This is a genomic window from Micromonospora sp. RP3T, assembly GCF_003027925.1.
GTDB lineage: Bacteria > Actinomycetota > Actinomycetes > Mycobacteriales > Micromonosporaceae > Micromonospora.
In genome coordinates, this window is the sequence record NZ_PYPS01000011.1 from 43,814 (window position 1) to 60,161 (window position 16,348).

The window sequence follows — 16,348 nt, forward strand, 5'->3', positions numbered from 1 at the left end:
TCACGCACGTCGAAAATCCGCCGCCACCTGCGGTCCCGCAATTTGGGCGGATCGACGCGGTCCGCCTCTATCGATCCCGATTCATGGAGTGGAGTATGTCAGCCCGGCAATTGGGCGGCAAGTCGAAGGATGTAAAGGATGAGCAAACATGGCATCGCCTCGTCGGTGGCCGGCGAGCGTGCCCGGGGCGGTCCGACAGCGGAAAGTCATCCGGTTCTTCCGGAACGTGACGCAGGCGGGTCGACAGGGCGGTTGGTAACGTTTTCCACCCTTGCCGCTAATGCGCGTGGAGAACGGGACGGCCCGGCTCGGGGTGGATCCGGCGGCCGACCGGCCGGCTCCGGCCGTCAGCGCGGCGGCCCCCGGTCGCGGGTGTGCTCCCGCCGCGCGGCGGGAGAGCGTTCTCGCTGTTCACCTGTTGCCGGACGGCGGGCGCGCGGGCGGGGCGCGGCGGCCGGCGGCCCGATGTCTGTCGGTCGGCCGGCATGCCGCGGGCCGGCGTCGCCGCCGGTTGCTCCGGCCGGTGCGTCCGGTACGGGGCGCCGGCGCTCGGACGTTTCTCGCCCCGGCGGTTGCCGGCCGATTCCGGCCGCCCTCGTCGCACTTTCGGCCCTCGCCCAACTTGCCCGTTTCAGTCCGTCTGGAAGCCCTTTGCCGCAACTTGTTGTTAAACAAGAAATTCGCGGCGCATCGGTCCACGGAACGGCGGCGGGAAAGAAAGCGGCCCCGTCGGGAACTGCCCCGGAATGAAATAGGAATCGTTATTTCCCGGTCGTGCCGGATGCCGCGGTGGAGCGACAGGCGCGATTCGACGCCCCGATTCCGTTCGCACCCGCGGACGCCTCACACCGTCGACCGATCAACGCGAATGACTTTCATCCGGTGGGCTCCGTCCACCCCCCACCTGCCGCTCCGGGCCGGTGACACCGCGACCGGACGGCGTCGCGCATGCGGGGTAGGGGTTGTCCGCCGCCCGTCGGCCGCCTAATTTCGGACTGTCCGCCATGGTCGGCGGATGACAATCCACCGCACGACGGGGGGATCGGCCACGGGCCGCGCGCCCGGGACGTGAAGGGTTCGCGCGTGATCTGCCAACCACCGCCGAGATACCGGGCCCCGGTTCGATGACGCTCCTGCCCGGGCTGCGGGGGTCCGGGGCGGACCGTTGCGACGCGCTCCGGGTCGCCGGCCGGACGCTCTCCGCCGAGGCGCTGCTGGGCTGCGCGAACGCGGTCACCGGCCGGATCCTGGGCGCCCGGGCGGTCGCGGTCGAGGCCGGCCCGAGCCTGGAGACCATGGTCGGGATCGTCGGCGCCGTCCAGGCCGGCGTGCCGGTGGTGCCGTTGCCGCCCGGCGCCGAGGCGGACGAGCGGCACCGCATCCTGCGCGAGTCCCGCGCCGACGTGCTGCTCGGCCCCACCTCCACCGCCGACGCCACCCTGCCGGTCGTCCCGGTGGACCTGCGGGAGCGGTCCTGGGCCACGCACCCGGACCCGCTGCCGGCCAGCGACGCGGTGATCCTCTACACCGGCGGCGTCGGCGGGCTCTCCCGCGGCGTCCGCATCTCGCACCGGGCCATCGCGGCCGACCTGGACCTGCTCGCCGCCGCCTGGCGGTGGAGCGCCGAGGACGTGCTCGTCCAGGGCGCGCCGCTGTTCCGGGCGTACGGGCTGGTGGTCGGACTGCTCGGCGCGCTCCGGGTGGGCAGCCGTTTCGTCCACCTCGACCGGCACGCCACCGCCGGCCCGGCCGGCACCATCTACCTGGCGTTGCCCGGGCAGTGGGCGCGCATCGCCCGGGACGCGCCCCGGGCCCGGACGCTGTCGCGGGCGCGCATGCTGGTCTCCGGCGACGCCCCGCTGGCACCCGCCGTGGGCGAGCGGCTGCGGCTGCTGACCTCCCACCATCCGGTGGAGGGGTACGGCACCACGGAGACGCTGATCGTGCTCACCGGTCCGGCCGGCGCACCGGTCACCACGCTGCCCGGCGTGCAGACCCGGGTGCTGGACCACGCCGGCCGGCCGGTGGCCGCCGACGGTGACGCCGTCGGTGAGCTGAGCGTCCGGAGCCCGACGATGTTCAGCGGGTACGTCGACCGGCCCGGGTCGGCGCCACCGGTCGACAGCTGGCACCCCACCGGCGACCTGGCCACGGTGGACCCGGCCGGACGCCACCGCATCCTCGGCCCGGAGGGTACCGGCGTGGTGCGCTGCGGCGGCCGGCCGGTCCCGACCCGGCAGGTCGAGGAGGTGCTGCTCACCCACCCCGGCGTGCACGACGCGGCGGTGGTCGGCGCGCCGCACCGCACGCGCGGCGAGCAGGTGGTCGCGTACGTCGTCGCGGCGGCCGGGCTCACCGCCCAGGCGCTCATCGACCACGTCGGCCGGCTGCTCTCGGCGGCGGCCCGGCCCCGCCGGGTGCACTTCGTCGACGAGCTGCCCCGCGGCGCGCAGGGCCGGGTCCGCAAGTCGCTGCTGATCCGGCGGAGCGGACAGCACCCCGTACGCGACCCCTGACCATCGCCCGCGGGTCGGACGGACCGGCGCACACGCCCTACCATCCGGGGCGTGATCGAGCGGATCCTGCCGCCGGCCGTGGTGGTGGAGGAGTGCTTCACCGACCCGGTCGGGCTGCGCCTGCACCCGGACGAGGAGCACGTCGTCGCGAACTCGGTGGCGAAGCGCCGCCAGGAGTTCACCACCGTCCGGCACTGCGCCCGCCGGGCGCTGGCCCGGCTGGGCCTGCCGCCGGCGGCGATCCTGCCCGGCGTCCGCGGCGCGCCCGGCTGGCCGGCCGGCGTCGTCGGCAGCATGACCCACTGCGACGGCTACCGCGGCGCCGCCCTGGCCCGCGTCGGGACGATCGGCAGCGTCGGCGTGGACGCCGAGCCTCACGCGCCGCTGCCCGACGGGGTGCTGGCGGCGGTCGCGCTGCCGGCCGAACGCACCCGGACCGCCGCGCTCGCCGTCGCCCACCCCGGAACCTGCTGGGACCGGCTGCTGTTCAGCGCGAAGGAGTCGGTCTACAAGGCCTGGTTCCCGCTGACCGGCCGCTGGCTGGACTTCGCCGAGGCGGACATCACTGTCGACCCGGCCGGCACGTTCACCGCCCGGCTGCTGGTGCCCGGCCCACGACTCGGCGGCGTGGAGCTGACCGCGTTCGACGGCCGGTTCCTGGTGGAGCGGGGGCTGGTGGTCACCGCCGTCACCGTGCCGGCGGCGCCGCGACGCTAGGTCAGCCGGCTCTTCTGCACCTTGCCCATGGCGTTGCGGGGCAGCGCGTCGACCAGCCGCACCTGCCGGGGCCGCTTGTGCACGGAGAGCTGCCGGGCCACGAAGTCGATCAGCTCGGCCTCGCCCAGCCCGTTCCCGACCACGTACGCGGTGACCTGCTGGCCCAGATCCGGGTGCGGGGTGCCGACCACCGCCGCCTCCCGGACCCCGGGATGTGCCAGCAACGCGTCCTCCACCTCACCCGCGCCGATCCGGTACCCGCCGCTCTTGATCAGGTCGGTGGCGGCCCGGCCGACGATCCGGTGAGCGCCGTCCGGGCCGACCGTCGCCACGTCACCGGTGCGGAACCAACCGTCCGTGGTCCGGGCGGCCGCGTCGGCGTCCGGCCGGTTCAGGTAGCCGTCGAAGAGCGTGTCGCCGCGGACCTGGAGTTCGCCCATGCTCTCCCCGTCGGTGGGCAGCGTCGTGCCCCGCTCGTCGACCACCCGGGTGCGCACCCCGGGCAGCGGCACGCCCACCGTGCCCGGCCGCCGGGGCGCGTCCGCCCGGGCGCTCACCGTGATCAGGGTCTCGGTCATCCCGTACCGTTCGACCGGGCGGTGGCCGGTCAGCTCGGTGAGCGCGGTGAAGACCGGCTCGGGGAGCGCGGCGCTGCCGGACACCAGCAGCCGGGCGCCGCGCAGGGCCCGCGCCGCCGATGGCTCCGCCGCGATCCGCGACCAGATCGTGGGTACGCCGAAGTAGAGCGAGCCGGCGGCGGCCGCGTACCGGTCGGGGCGGGGCCGGCCGACGTGGTGCAGCCGGCCGCCGATCCGCAGCGGGCCGAGCACGCCGAGCACCAGCCCGTGCACGTGGAACAGCGGCAGGCCGTGCGCCAGCACGTCGTCCGGCGTCCAGGCCCAGGCGTCGGCGAGCCCGTCCAGGCAGGCGGCGACCGCGCGACGGGACAGCACCGCGCCCTTCGGCGCGCCCGTGGTGCCGCTGGTGTAGAGGATCAGCGCGGTGGTCGCCGCGTCCGGCTCGGGATGCCGGGTGTCCGAGCGGCGGGTCAGGTCCACCGGCAGGGTCGGCGGCCCGGCGGGACCGTCGACGGTCGGCGTCCCGGGCGTCGTCAGCAGCACCTCGGCGGCGGAGTCGCGCAGCACGTGGTCGCGCTCCACCGGCCCGGCGTCCGGCGGCACCGGCACCACCGCCGCGCCGGCCAGCAGCCCGCCGACCACGCCGACCACGGTCTCCAGGCTCGACGTGGCGGGCACCGCCACCCGGCGGACCCCGTGCAGGTCGTCGGCGACCGCGGCAGCCGCCCGGCGCAGCTCCACCCAGGACAGTGCCCGGTCGTCGACGCGGATCGCGTCCGGTCGCTCGTCGGTGGACCGGTCGAGCCAGCTCAGCAGCGGCACGGGCGCCCCTCTCGCGATTCGCCGCCGGCGGCGGCGCACCGACGGTAACCGGGCCGCCCGGTGGCCGGCCACCCCCTGCGCCCACCGGGCCGGACGACACGCCGGGTGACCGTCCGACACCCCTGGCGGCGGCCGTACACCCCCGATTCATCGGCCGATGGGTTGAACCGGGTCTCGGTTGCCCGGATGATGGGCGGCGTCGGCCCGCCGCGCGGGTCGCCCCCGCCCACATCCGACGCCGCGACTCGCCGGCGGCACCCGTACCCGACGGAGGATCCCGCCAGATGCCGGTCATCGAAGTCGAGCACCTGCACAAGAGGTACGGCGACAAGGTGGCGGTCGACGACGTCTCGTTCAGCGTGGAGCAGGGCGAGATCTTCGGGGTGCTCGGCCGCAACGGCGCTGGCAAGACCACCACCGTGGAGTGCGTGCAGGGTCTGCGTCGCGCCGACGGCGGCACGGTGCGGGTGCTCGGGCTCGACCCGATCCGGGACCGCACCGAGGTGCGCCAGCGGGTCGGCGCCCAGCTCCAGGAGAGCCAGCTCCCCGACAAGCTGCGGGTCCGGGAGGCGCTGGACCTCTACCGCTCCTTCTACCGCAATCGCGCCGACATCGACGAGCTGCTGGCCGACCTCGGGCTGGCCGAGCAGCGCAACACCGCGTTCCACAAGCTCTCCGGCGGCCAGAAGCAGCGCCTGTCGGTGGCGCTGGCGTTGGTCGGCCGCCCCGAGATCGCCATCCTCGACGAGCTGACCACCGGGCTGGACCCGAAGGGCCGGCGCGACACCTGGGACCTGGTCGAGCGGATCCGCGACCGGGGCGTGACGGTCGTGCTGGTCACCCACTTCATGGCCGAGGCCGAGCGGCTCTGCGACCGGCTCGCGCTCATCGACGCCGGTCGGGTGGTCGCCATCGACACGCCGGCCGGGCTGATGTCCCGGGTGGACGCCGAGCACCGGGTGCACTTCCGCCCGCTCGACCACCTCGACGACGCGCTGCTGTCCGCGCTGCCCGAGGTCAGCTCCGTGCGCCGGGACGGCGACGAGGTCACCGTCACCGGTCCCGAGGAGGTGCTCCAGGCGGTGCTGTCGGCGCTGACCGAGCGCAAGATCCGCTACGCCGGCCTCCGGGTCGAGCAGCCCACCCTGGACGACGCGTTCGTCTCCCTCACCGGCCACCCGGCCACTCCGCCGGCGCTCGACGGAAGGTCATCGTGAACGCCCTGTCCAAGCTCGTCGCCGTCGAGGCCAAGCTGTTCCTGCGGGAGCCGGTCTCGCTGTTCTTCGTCTTCGCGCTGCCGCTCGGCCTGATGCTGGTGTTCGGCCTGCCGCAGCGCGGCGCCACCCAGGAGGCGACCCCGGGGCAGCACGGCGAGCAGACGTTCCTGCCGTCCATCGCGCTCTCCCTGACGATCGGGATGCTGGCGCTGTTCACGCTGCCGATGGCGCTGGGCATCTACCGGGAACGCAAGGTGCTGCGCCGGCTGGCCACCACCCCGGTCAGCCCGGCGTTGCTGCTCATCGCCCAGGTGGTGGTCAACCTGGCCATGGGCGTGGCCGGCGCGGTGGTCACCGCGGTCGGCGTACGTTTCCTGCTGGACCAGCCCGCGCCGGCCAACCTGCCCGGTTTCGTGCTGGCCTTCCTGCTCGGGGTGGCCTGCCTGTTCGCGATCGGCCTGCTCATCGCCGCGCTCGCCCCGTCGGCGCGGTCGGCGCAGTCCATCGGGCCGACGCTGTTCTTCCCGCTGCTGTTCCTGGCCGGGGCCTGGCTGCCCCGTGACCAGATGCCCACCGTGCTGGCCCGCATCGGGGAATACTCGCCGCTGGGCGCCACCGTGGACACTCTCTCCGCCGCGTGGGCCGGGCAGAGCCCGTCCGTGTCGCAGCTGCTCGTGCTGGCCGGCACCGCCGTCCTGGGCTGCCTGCTCGCCACCCGCCTGTTCCGCTGGGAGTAGGGCCGCCGGCCCTCGCTAGGGGGCGGCTAAGGGTACGTCGGCGGTGTGATCTGGATTACGTTCGAGTCGCACGGGAGATCGCCGCACGCGCCGCTCCGGCGGAGCCGGCGGCGATCCGCCCCGCGCTCGTGCGCGGCGCCCACGGCGCGCGCACGGCGAGGCGGAACACGAACGACGGAGGTCGTGCCATGACAGCTTCTTCCGATCCCGCCCCGGCCGTCCGGACGGCGACGTCCTTCGTCAACGGTGACGACCGGACCGCCTGGCCGCTGACGGCCCACCAGATAGGCACGGACGCCACCGGCATCGTCGAGGCGGTGCTGGAGGGCGGGCCGGCGACGTTGCCGGTCGAGCTGCGCAACCACCGGGTGTCCCCGGTGGAATCCAAGATCAAGGTACGGCACTACGGGGGCTACGAGCACTTCGAGCGGGATCCGGCCGGCGTCGTCGACGGCACGCCGGCGGTCTTCCGCTGGACCGGCCGAACCCGTATCGCGGAGTGAACGAGAGGCGGTAACGCGATGGGCGTCGGGGATCCGCGCAACGGTGCGCACCTGACGGTGACCGACGTCGCCACGGTGACCGCGTTCTACGCGGCGGTCTTCGAGGCGGTGCCGGTGCAGCGGGAGTGTCTGCTGGACGGCCGCGTCCTGCACGCCGAACTGGTGGTCGACGGCCACCGGCTGACGGTCAGCGAGTGGTCCGACGGCCCGGCTGACCCGGGCGGTCCGGGTGGCCCGCTGCCGCTCGCGCCGGCCGATCCGCACCAGCTCGTGCAGCGGGCGCTGGCGGCCGGCGCGACGCTCGAACCCACAGGTGGCGGCCCGCCGGTGGGCGTGGTGTTCCGGGACCCGGCCGGCCTGCGCTGGGCGGTGCCCGGCCCCTAGGTGTCCGACGACGACGAACGGCCCCGCCCGACGGGCGGGGCCGTTCGTCGTGTCCGCGCGGATCAGCGCCGCAGCGTCGAACCGAGGCCGCCGCCGCTGCGCCGCCGGTGCTGCCAGTAGAAGTCCCGCCGGGCGCCCTGCGGGAAGCCGGGCTGCCACGGCTTGACCGGGCCGGCGGTGTGGATGATCGACGAGTCGGTGAGCTTGCCGCCGAACTCCGGCTCCCGTCGCCAGGCCATCAGGTCGTTCCACCGCCACGGCAACCGCAGCCAGTTGGCGTGCACCGCGAAGTTGAGCGCGTCCTGGTCCGGGTAGCGGGACTCGTGCGCGTGCCGACGCAGGTAGTCCAGCGACACCTCGCTCACCTCGCACTCCTTCCAGCGCGGCACGTCGATCAGCAGCACGCCGGAGTTGAAGTAGAGCGCGTGCGGGTCGAGGTGGTCGTAGCTCGACAGGCCGGGGATGCCGCCCATGTCCAGCAGCCGGCGGTTGAACGGGTCCCGCACCCCGCCGAGCGGCACCCCGCCCATGTCCAGCTCGAACAGCGGCTTGAGGCTGTTCAGGCACATCGTGTCGCAGTCCAGGTAGAGCAGCCGGCGCACGTCCGCCGGCAGCGCCGCGGGCACCAGCAGCCGCAGGTACATCGCCGGTGACAGGTACGCCATCAGCGGGTCGCTGCCCTTCGACAGGTTCACCTGCGCGGCGTCCACCCGGAGGAACTCCACTGTGGCGTTCGGCCCGGCGATGCGGGTGAGCGTGTTCCGGGCGCTCGCCGGCACGTCGTCGGCGGCCACCAGCCAGTACCGGAGCGTCTCGCCCGGGTTCGACTCGGCGACTGTCGACATGACGACCGCGGCGTGCGCCGCGTACGCGTTGTCAAAGGTCAGGGTCAGGTCCACGGGTGCTCTCCTTCGCGGCGGTGCGTGAGCGCAACGTCCAGAAAAGTAGCCGTGGAATTGTCGGCCCGGCAAGGAATGCGCATTCGCTCAGGGGGTTCGACGCACAACCCCTGAATATGCCCCCTCAATTCCGTCGGTACGGCAGCGACGAGGTGTGGCACGCCGGTGACGATGCGATGCCCCCCGACATCCGTGGGTCGCCGAATAGTATTTCCTCATGTCTGTCGATGCCCGATCCCACCGTCCGCCGCTGGCGCGCACCGTCGCGACGGCGCAGGTGGCGCTGGTGGTCGCGTTCCTCACCGTCGCCGCGCTCTGGCTGGGCCGGATGGTGTCGGCCGGCGCCGGCCCGGCCGAGCTGCGCACCGGCGCGTACGACCCGAAGGACCTGGTGCCGTTCGGCATGCACGGCTGGAACCCGTTCATGTGGCTCTACGGCCTCACCGCGCTGCTCTATCTCGCCGGGTTGGCCAGCCCGCTGTTGGCCGGTTACGGCGTGGTGCTGCTGGCCCGGGACCGGCGGTCGCTGCCGCGCGGGCTGCGGGTGTTGCTGCTGGCCGGCGTGGTGGCCGGTGCCGTGGTGACCGTGCTGCGCTTCACGCCGCTCGGGGCGGACATGCAGGCCTGGTGGATGGACTGAGCGGCATCGGCCTGCCCACCACCGGGTTGTGGGTGCGTCTGTTGTCGCCACCGCGACGACAATTGCACCCACAGCTAGCAGAGCGTGCCGTCACAGCGTCTCGACGAGGCGGAAGCGCTCCAGCACGGCGGGCGTGTCGTCGTCGACCGTGAACGTGGGGTCGCCGAGCCACCCGCGGTAGTCGGCGCCGTGCCAGTAGTCCTCGTGGCCGGCGCGCCAGGCGGCGACCGACGTGTAGCCCTCGCCCTCGTCCCGGGCATGGTCGAGGTCCACGTCACCGAGCCGGGCCACGCGGACCTCGACCAGCTCGATCACGGCCACCGGTCGGCCGGCGGAGTCGATCACCGCGAACCGGCTGCCGACGGCCGGCAGCGGCTCGCCCTCGATCTCGTTGTCCTGAAGCAGCCCGGTGGTGCTGGTCTTGGTGCCGTCCAGCACGGCGGTGACCAGTTGGTCACGTAGCGGGCCGGGGAAGGCGAACTCGTACGGGGGCAGCTCGGCGGTCATGGCGGGCAGCGTAGCCGCGCCGCGGGTCGGCGGCGACGCGGTTTCGCCGGTCACGCCGGCGGGGCCCCGGGAGCCGGGAGCCACCGGTCGAGCCAGTCGAGCAGCGCGGCCTCGTAGCGCGGGCTGACGGCGGCCAGTTCCTCGCGCTCCCCGAGCGTGGGCGCGTGGTCGCAACCGGGCAGCCGGGCCACGGTCAGGTCGGCGTCGCGGGCCGCCCGTCGCCACACCGCGATGCTCTCCTCGATCGGGATCCAGGCGTCGGTCTCGCCGTAGCAGAGCAGCACCGGGCCGGTCAGCCGGGCGAACACCGGCACCGGGTCGAAATCCATGTCGGCCCAGGTGCCCGGCCGCTCGGACAGCTCGCGGGGGAGGAACGCCAGCGGGAACCAGGGCCGCGACAGCGCGGCCGTCAGCGCCGCCTGCGCGGTCGGGCGCGGCACGTCGCCGCGTTGGAACCCCTCGGCGACCTCGCGCAACCGGGTCAGCTCGGCCACGTCGGCCGATCCGTAGCCGTGCCGGCGTAGCTGCTCGGCGGTGCCGTAGCGCATCTGCGCGGCCGGGCTGACCCCGCTGCACCCGACCAGGATCAGAAAGTCGACGGGGTGCGCGGCGGCGGTGACCGCCGCCGCCCAGGCCCCCTGGCTGAAGCCCCACAGCCCGACCGGTGCCGGGCCGACGTGCCGGCGCAGCACGGTGACCGCGGCGGCGGCGTCCTCGGCCTGGTCGGCGAGCGGCACGTCGCGGCCGTCGACGCGGGGGCGGCGGTCGTAGCGCAGCACCGCGACGCCGGCCGGTGGCAGCAGCCGGGCGAGGTGCCGGTAGAGGAAGTGGGACCGCTTGTCGGCGTGCGAACCGTGCAGCACCACCAGCCCGCCCCGGACCGGTCCGGCCGGCAGGTCGAGCGTCGCCGGCCGCCTCGACGCGCCGATGGTCGTCTCCACGCCGGCAGTGAACCACGCCGCGCCGGTTCCGGCCGTCCCGTGCCGCCGGGTGCGTCGCGCATCGGCCTGCGTACGCTGGCGGGGTACGCCGCGCCGACCGTGGAGAGCACGATGACCAGCACCACGACCCGTACCGCAGGACCCGCCGACGTGCCCGCCCTGGTCGACCTGATCGAGTCGGCCTACCGTGGGGACCGGGCCCGGGCCGGTTGGACCCACGAGGCGGACCTGCTCGACGGCCAGCGTACCGACCCGGAGATGGTGGCCGCCGCGGTGACCGGCCCGGCCGGCGTGGTGCTGCTGGCGGAGCGGGACGGCGCGCCGGTCGCCTGCTGCCAGCTGGAGCGCCGGGACGACCACGCGTACTTCGGCATGTTCGCGGTCGCGCCCGGTCACCAGGGCGGCGGGTTGGGTCGGGAGCTGCTGGCCGAGGCCGAGCGGTACGCCCGGGAGCGCTGGCACGCCGGTGAGCTGCGGATGACCGTGATCGTCCAGCGCGACGACCTGATCGCCTGGTACGAGCGGCGCGGCTACGCTCGCACCGGTGAGTTGAGCCCGTTCCCCTACGGCGACGAGCGCTTCGGTGTGCCGCGTCGCCCGGACCTGGCGTTCGAGACGCTGCGCAAGAAGCTCGGCTGACTCAGCCCGGCGGCCGGTCCACCCGGGCGGCCAGCTTCCTCGGCGCCCGCAGGCAGTAGCTCTCGGTGAGCAGCTCGGCGACCTCGGTCCAGTCCGTCGTGTCGTCGAGCGTCATCCCGACCACGTCGGCGCCCCAGCCCGGCGCGAAGAACGGCGGACCGGCGGCGAGTAGCCCGGCGATCTCGTCGCCGGGCGCGCGGAACGTCAGCACGCAGAGCGGCTCGTCGGTCGCGGTGGCCCGCGCGACGGCGGCCGGGTGGTCGGGGCCGACGGTGTACGCGTGGGCGAACGTGCGGGTGCGGATCCGCCAGCGCAGGCCCACCCAGGCCGGCTCCTCGTGGGTCTCCGGCAGGCCGAGGCAGACCGGTCGCAGGCGGTCGAGGTGGTCGGGTGGGACGTCTCCGGGGGCGGTCACGCGGGCAGGTTAACCACTCCCACCGACAACCCGGACGGCCGGCGCGGCGTCCTTGCCGCCGCCGGTGGGGCCGTCGATTGTCGTAGGCGGGGAGTAGAACACCGATGAGTCTCGACGCGATCCGTGGTCATAGCTGCTGCACCTGCGGACAAAGGATGAGGATATGAGCATAGTTCGAGTGCTTGTCGGCACGCGCAAGGGCGCGTTCCTGCTGACGTCGGACGAGCGGCGCCGCGACTGGACGGTCGACGGCCCGCACTTCGGCGGCTGGGAGATCTACCATCTGACCGGCTCCCCGGTCGCTCCGGACCGGCTCTACGCGTCCCAGTCCGGCGGCTGGTTCGGGCAGCTCATCCAGCGCTCGGACGACGGCGGCCGGAGCTGGGCCCCGGTCGGCAACGACTTCGCCTACGCCGGCGACGTCGGCGAGCACCTCTGGTATGACGGCACGCCCAGGCCGTGGGAGTTCAAGCGGATCTGGCATCTCGAACCGTCCCGGCACGACCCCGACACGGTGTACGCCGGCGCGGAGGACGCCGCGCTCTACGTCTCCACCGACGGCGGCGAGAAGTGGACCGAGCTGACCGCGCTGCGCCAGCACCCGAGCGGTCCCGGTTGGCAGCCCGGCGCGGGCGGGATGTGCCTGCACACGATCATCCTGGACCCGGTCCACCGGGACCGGATCTACGTGGCGATCTCGGCGGCGGGGGCGTTCCGCAGCGACGACGGCGGCGCGAGCTGGCTGCCGATCAACAAGGGGCTCCGGTCGGCGGAGATCCCCGACCAGGATTCGGAGACCGGCCACTGCGTGCACCGGCTGGCCCAGCATCCGTCCCGGCCCGACACCCTGTTCATGCAGAAGCACTGGGACGTGATGCGCACCGACGACGCCGGCGGGAGCTGGCGGGAGGTCAGCGGCGACCTGCCGTCGGACTTCGGCTTCCCGATCGCGGTGCACGCGCACGAGCCCGAGACGATCTACGTGGTGCCGATCACCAGCGACTCGCTGCACTACCCGCCGGACGGCCGGCTGCGGGTCTACCGCAGCCGCACCGGCGGCGAGCACTGGGAGCCGCTGACCGAGGGCCTGCCGCAGTCGCACTGCTACGTCAACGTGCTGCGCGACGCGATGGCTGTCGACACGCTCGACGAGTGCGGGATCTACTTCGGCACCTCCGGCGGGCAGGTCTACCACTCGGCGGACGCCGGCGACAGTTGGGCGCCGATCGTGCGCGACCTGCCGCCGGTGCTCTCCGTCGAGGTCCAGGTGCTGCCGTGATCCGGGTCGTGCTGCCGGCCCACCTGAAGAATCTGGCGCACGTCACCGGCGAGGTGCGCGTCGAGGTGGCCGGTCCGCCCACGCAGCGCGAGGTGCTCGACGCGCTGGAGGCCGCGTACCCGATGCTGCGGGGCACGATCCGCGACCGGCACAGCGGCGCGCGCCGCCCGTTCGTCCGCTTCTACGCCTGCGAACGGGACCTGTCCCACGAGCCGCCGGACGCGCCGCTGCCCGAGGAGGTGGTCGTCGGCAAGGAGCCGTTCATCGTGCTCGGCGCGATGGCCGGGGGCTGAGCCGACGAACCCGGGAACCGGGTCCGGGACGGCCACGTCTGAGAGCTCATGACTGGTGGCAGAACCCGAACCGTCGGATGGGCGACGGTCGTCGCGCTGACCCTCGCCGGCTGCACCGCCGCACCGTCGGCCGCGCCGCCGCCCCGGGACCGGGGCGGGTCGGCCGGCGGGCTGCGGTTGGTCGCATTCGACTCCTGTGAGCAGGCGTTGCGGCAGCTCCGGGCCGCGGCGCGGCCAGCGGTCGGTCCGTGGGGCCTCGGGGTGGGCGGCGACGGCGGGCTCATCGTCGAACGGGCCGCCGGACCGGCCGCCGCGAAGGACGCGGCGAGCGCGCCCACGGCCGGTTTCTCCGGCACCACCGTGCACGAGGCCGGCGTGGACGAGCCGGACCTGGTCAAGACCGACGGCCGGCGGATCGTCGCGGTGACCCGGGGCGTGCTCTCCGTGGTGGATCCGGCGAGTCGCCGGCTGACCGGCCGGCTGGCGATCGACCCGACGGTCGGGGAGCGGTTCGCCCGTGGCGACACCAGCCTGCTGCTGCACGGCGACCGGGCGCTCGTGCTGCTCCCGGCCCGCCGGGTGGCCAAGTCCGCCGCGCCGAAGGGGCGGCCCGCCCCGGACGAGCCGCAGGCCCGGCTGGTCCTGGTCGACCTCGCCGAGGCGCCGCGGATCCTCGGCGACTACCGGATCGACGGCAGCATGGTCGACGCGCGGCAGGTCGGGGCGACCGCCCGGGTGGTGGTCCGCTCCACACCCCGGCTGGCCTTCCCCGCGCCGGCCCGGGGCAGCGACGCGCAGCGGACGGCCGCCAACCGCGCCGTCGTCGACCGGGCCACGATCGACGACTGGCTGCCCCGGTACGAGGTTCGCGAGGGCGGCCGCACCGCCACCGGGCGGGTGGACTGCGACCGGGTGAGCCGGCCGACCGGCTTCTCCGGCACCGCGATGGTGACCGTGCTCAGCTTCGATCTCGGCGCGTCCACGCTCGGCATCGGTGACCCGGTGACCGTCGCGGCCGACGGCGACACGGTCTACAGCAGCGGTCCTCGCCTCTATCTCACCAACGACAAGCGCCGGCGGATGCCGCTGGCGTCGTCGGGCGGGGCGGACGGCGGCACCGAGATCTACCAGTTCGACCTGACGGGGCGCACCCCGCGTCACGTCGCGTCCGGCTCGGTGCCGGGCTGGCTGATCAACCAGTACGCGTTGTCCGAGTGGAACGGGCACCTGCGGGTGGCCACCACCACCGGCGACCGGTGGGGCCGCGGGGACAGGTCCACCTCCGGCGTCTACGTGCTGCGGACGGACGGCCCGACGCTCACCCGGGTCGGCCAGGTCACCGGGCTGGGCCGCGGCGAGCGGATCTTCGCGGTGCGGTTCCTCGGCCCCACCGGCTACGCGGTGACGTTCCGGCAGACCGACCCGCTGTACGCGGTGGACCTGCGGAACCCGGTCGCGCCCCGGGTGACCGGCGAGCTGAAGATCAACGGGTACTCGTCGTACCTGCATCCGGCCGGGGACGGCCGGTTGCTCGGGGTCGGGCAGGAGGCGACCGACAGGGGGCAGGTCCTGGGCACCCAGGTGTCGCTGTTCGACGTCGCCGACCCGGCCCGGCCGACCCGGATCGCCCGGCACCACGTCGCGCGGGGCTGGTCCGACGCGGAGTCCGACCCGCACGCGTTCCTCTACTGGGCGCCGGAGCGCCTGGTGGTGCTGCCGGTGAACCGGCCGGGCGTGGTCACCGACCGGGCCGGCGGGGCGGCTGGCCGGGCCGCACCGGCCACCGGGATGCTGGCGCTGCGGGTCGGCGACGACGGGTTCACGGTGGCCGGCACGATCGACCATCCGCCGTCGCTCGGCGACGGTGCGGAGTGGACGCCGGTCCGCCGGTCGCTGGTGGTCGACGGGGTGCTCTGGACCGTCTCCGACACCGGCCTGAAGGCGACCGCACCGACCACCATGCGGACGGTGGCCTGGGTGTCGACGACCTGACCCGGCCGGCGGGCCGCCGTCCCGCCGCGACCATGGATGTCTGTTAATGTCCTGATGATGAGGATCGTCGATGCTCGGGTCATCCTGACCTGCCCCGGCCGCAACTTCGTCACCCTCAAGGTGGTGACCGACGAGGGCGTCACCGGGGTCGGCGACGCCACCCTCAACGGTCGGGAGCTGGCCGTCGCGTCCTACCTGCGCGACCACGTGGTGCCGCTGCTGATCGGCCGCGACCCGGCCCGCATCGAAGACACCTGGCAGTACCTCTACCAGGGCTCGTACTGGCGACGCGGACCGGTCACGATGAGCGCGATCGCGGCGGTGGACACCGCGCTCTGGGACATCAAGGGCAAGGTCGCCGGGCTACCGGTCTACCAGTTGCTCGGCGGCCGGTCCCGCGAGGGCGTCACCGTCTACGGCCACGCCAACGGCGAGACCGTCGACGAGGTGCTGGCCGAGGTGGCCCGCTACGTCGACCTCGGCTACCGCGCGGTACGCGTGCAGTGCGGCGTGCCCGGCCTGCCCCGCACCTACGGCGTCAGCGCCGACAAGATGTTCTACGAGCCGGCCGACGCCGCGCTGCCCAGCGAGACCACCTGGTCGACCGAGGCGTACCTCGCCCACGTGCCGGGCGTGTTCGCCCGGGTCCGTGACGAGTTCGGCCCCACCCTGCGGCTGCTGCACGACGTGCACCACCGGCTCACCCCGATCGAGGCGGCCCGGCTCGGCCGCAGCCTGGAGCCGTACGCGCTGACCTGGATGGAGGATCCGGTCCCGGCCGACCTGCCGGAGGGCTTCCGGCTCATCCGCCAGCACACCACCACCCCGATCGCCGTCGGTGAGGTCTTCACCAGCATCTTCGACGCCGCCCAGCTCATCCGGGAACAGCTCATCGACTACGTCCGCGCCACGGTGGTGCACGCCGGCGGGCTCACCCACCTGCGGCGCATCTTCGACCTCGCGGCGCTGCACCACGTGCGCAGCGGCTCGCACGGGGCCACCGACCTGTCGCCCGTCTGCATGGCCGCCGCGCTCCACCTCGACCTCGCCATCCCGAACTTCGGCCTCCAGGAGTACATGCGGCACACCGAGGAGACCGACGAGGTCTTCCCGCACGGCTACCACTTCGCCGACGGCTACCTGCACCCCGCCGAGACGCCCGGCCTCGGGGTGGACATCGACGAGGCGGCGGCGGCCCGGTTCCCGTACGCGCCGGCCTACCTGCCGGTGAACCGGCTCACCGACGGCACGGTGCACCCGTGGTGACCG

Annotated in this window: 17 protein-coding genes; 12 read left to right on the forward strand and 5 right to left on the reverse strand. The window is 74.1% G+C overall.

Annotation, left to right across the window (positions count from 1 at the left end; all coding sequences use genetic code 11):
* Positions 1-1,124: 1,124 nt before the first annotated feature.
* Complete coding sequence (locus tag C8054_RS11330; protein ID WP_107156733.1) at positions 1,125-2,516, forward strand: AMP-binding protein; 1,392 nt, start codon at positions 1,125-1,127, stop codon at positions 2,514-2,516.
* Between the two features lie 51 nt (positions 2,517-2,567).
* Positions 2,568-3,233: a 4'-phosphopantetheinyl transferase gene (locus tag C8054_RS11335; protein ID WP_107156734.1), complete on the forward strand. Its 666-nt coding sequence runs from the start codon at positions 2,568-2,570 to the stop codon at positions 3,231-3,233.
* Here the strand turns inward: C8054_RS11335 and C8054_RS11340 are convergent.
* Positions 3,230-4,633, reverse strand: a complete 1,404-nt coding sequence (locus C8054_RS11340; RefSeq protein WP_107156735.1) for an acyl-CoA synthetase — start codon at positions 4,631-4,633, stop codon at positions 3,230-3,232. The genes C8054_RS11335 and C8054_RS11340 overlap by 4 nt on opposite strands.
* A gap of 284 nt (positions 4,634-4,917) precedes the next feature.
* Here C8054_RS11340 and C8054_RS11345 point away from each other — a divergent pair, with 284 nt between their 5' ends.
* From C8054_RS11345 to C8054_RS11360, 4 genes are all read left to right on the forward strand, one after another.
* Positions 4,918-5,850, forward strand: coding sequence for an ABC transporter ATP-binding protein (locus C8054_RS11345; RefSeq protein ID WP_107156736.1), 933 nt, complete (start codon positions 4,918-4,920; stop codon positions 5,848-5,850).
* Positions 5,847-6,587 (forward strand): ABC transporter permease, encoded by a 741-nt coding sequence (locus tag C8054_RS11350; RefSeq protein WP_107156737.1) that lies wholly within the window; start codon positions 5,847-5,849, stop codon positions 6,585-6,587. Before C8054_RS11345 ends, C8054_RS11350 begins: the two co-directional genes overlap by 4 nt.
* A gap of 188 nt (positions 6,588-6,775) precedes the next feature.
* The gene (locus tag C8054_RS11355) at positions 6,776-7,090 is read left to right on the forward strand and encodes a DUF5988 family protein (protein WP_233219587.1); all 315 of its coding nucleotides are present in this window, start codon (positions 6,776-6,778) and stop codon (positions 7,088-7,090) included.
* Positions 7,091-7,108: 18 nt separating this feature from the next.
* On the forward strand, positions 7,109-7,474 hold the full coding sequence (locus C8054_RS11360) for a glyoxalase/bleomycin resistance/extradiol dioxygenase family protein (protein WP_107156738.1): 366 nt from the start codon (positions 7,109-7,111) through the stop codon (positions 7,472-7,474).
* A gap of 62 nt (positions 7,475-7,536) precedes the next feature.
* Here the strand turns inward: C8054_RS11360 and C8054_RS11365 are convergent, their stop codons facing one another.
* A complete protein-coding gene (locus tag C8054_RS11365) occupies positions 7,537-8,373 on the reverse strand; it encodes a glycosyltransferase family 8 protein (protein ID WP_158273843.1) in 837 nt (278 codons plus the stop codon).
* A 217-nt stretch (positions 8,374-8,590) separates the two neighbouring features.
* Here C8054_RS11365 and C8054_RS11370 point away from each other — a divergent pair, with 217 nt between their 5' ends.
* Positions 8,591-9,013 carry a hypothetical protein gene (locus C8054_RS11370; protein ID WP_107156740.1) on the forward strand — a complete coding sequence of 141 codons (423 nt, stop codon included), beginning with the start codon at positions 8,591-8,593 and terminating at the stop codon, positions 9,011-9,013.
* Between the two features lie 90 nt (positions 9,014-9,103).
* Here the strand turns inward: C8054_RS11370 and C8054_RS11375 are convergent, their stop codons facing one another.
* Complete coding sequence (locus C8054_RS11375; protein ID WP_107156826.1) at positions 9,104-9,520, reverse strand: ASCH domain-containing protein; 417 nt, start codon at positions 9,518-9,520, stop codon at positions 9,104-9,106.
* 50 nt (positions 9,521-9,570) lie between these two features.
* Positions 9,571-10,461, reverse strand: coding sequence for a S9 family peptidase (locus C8054_RS11380; RefSeq protein WP_107156741.1), 891 nt, complete (start codon positions 10,459-10,461; stop codon positions 9,571-9,573).
* 111 nt (positions 10,462-10,572) lie between these two features.
* Between C8054_RS11380 and C8054_RS11385 the strand changes: the two genes are divergently transcribed.
* On the forward strand, positions 10,573-11,100 hold the full coding sequence (locus C8054_RS11385) for a GNAT family N-acetyltransferase (protein ID WP_107156827.1): 528 nt from the start codon (positions 10,573-10,575) through the stop codon (positions 11,098-11,100).
* A gap of 1 nt (position 11,101) precedes the next feature.
* Here the strand turns inward: C8054_RS11385 and C8054_RS11390 are convergent, their stop codons facing one another.
* Positions 11,102-11,515, reverse strand: coding sequence for an MmcQ/YjbR family DNA-binding protein (locus C8054_RS11390; protein ID WP_107156742.1), 414 nt, complete (start codon positions 11,513-11,515; stop codon positions 11,102-11,104).
* A 163-nt stretch (positions 11,516-11,678) separates the two neighbouring features.
* Here C8054_RS11390 and C8054_RS11395 point away from each other — a divergent pair, with 163 nt between their 5' ends.
* Genes C8054_RS11395 through manD form a run of 4 tightly spaced genes read left to right on the forward strand, consistent with a single transcriptional unit; the run spans position 11,679 to position 16,345 of the window.
* The gene (locus C8054_RS11395; protein ID WP_107156743.1) at positions 11,679-12,794 is read left to right on the forward strand and encodes a sialidase family protein; all 1,116 of its coding nucleotides are present in this window, start codon (positions 11,679-11,681) and stop codon (positions 12,792-12,794) included.
* Positions 12,791-13,087 (forward strand): MoaD/ThiS family protein, encoded by a 297-nt coding sequence (locus tag C8054_RS11400; protein ID WP_107156744.1) that lies wholly within the window; start codon positions 12,791-12,793, stop codon positions 13,085-13,087. Before C8054_RS11395 ends, C8054_RS11400 begins: the two co-directional genes overlap by 4 nt.
* 48 nt (positions 13,088-13,135) lie before the next feature.
* Positions 13,136-15,079 (forward strand): beta-propeller domain-containing protein, encoded by a 1,944-nt coding sequence (locus C8054_RS11405; RefSeq protein ID WP_107156745.1) that lies wholly within the window; start codon positions 13,136-13,138, stop codon positions 15,077-15,079.
* A gap of 57 nt (positions 15,080-15,136) precedes the next feature.
* Positions 15,137-16,345, forward strand: a complete 1,209-nt coding sequence (gene manD, locus C8054_RS11410) for a D-mannonate dehydratase ManD (RefSeq protein ID WP_107156828.1) — start codon at positions 15,137-15,139, stop codon at positions 16,343-16,345.
* Positions 16,346-16,348 lie beyond the last annotated feature (3 nt).

Bases quoted from the DNA above. Each gene is read 5' to 3' on its own strand.
- C8054_RS11375 (WP_107156826.1), bottom strand. From the start codon at position 9,520: ATGACCGCCGAGCTGCCCCCGTACGAGTTCGCCTTCCCCGGCCCGCTA.
- C8054_RS11385 (WP_107156827.1), top strand. From the start codon at position 10,573: ATGACCAGCACCACGACCCGTACCGCAGGACCCGCCGACGTGCCCGCC.
- C8054_RS11405 (WP_107156745.1), top strand. From the start codon at position 13,136: ATGACTGGTGGCAGAACCCGAACCGTCGGATGGGCGACGGTCGTCGCG.
- C8054_RS11330 (WP_107156733.1), top strand. From the start codon at position 1,125: ATGACGCTCCTGCCCGGGCTGCGGGGGTCCGGGGCGGACCGTTGCGAC.
- manD (WP_107156828.1), top strand. From the start codon at position 15,137: ATGAGGATCGTCGATGCTCGGGTCATCCTGACCTGCCCCGGCCGCAAC.
- C8054_RS11370 (WP_107156740.1), top strand. From the start codon at position 8,591: ATGTCTGTCGATGCCCGATCCCACCGTCCGCCGCTGGCGCGCACCGTC.
- C8054_RS11395 (WP_107156743.1), top strand. From the start codon at position 11,679: ATGAGCATAGTTCGAGTGCTTGTCGGCACGCGCAAGGGCGCGTTCCTG.
- C8054_RS11355 (WP_233219587.1), top strand. From the start codon at position 6,776: ATGACAGCTTCTTCCGATCCCGCCCCGGCCGTCCGGACGGCGACGTCC.
- C8054_RS11345 (WP_107156736.1), top strand. From the start codon at position 4,918: ATGCCGGTCATCGAAGTCGAGCACCTGCACAAGAGGTACGGCGACAAG.
- C8054_RS11360 (WP_107156738.1), top strand. From the start codon at position 7,109: ATGGGCGTCGGGGATCCGCGCAACGGTGCGCACCTGACGGTGACCGAC.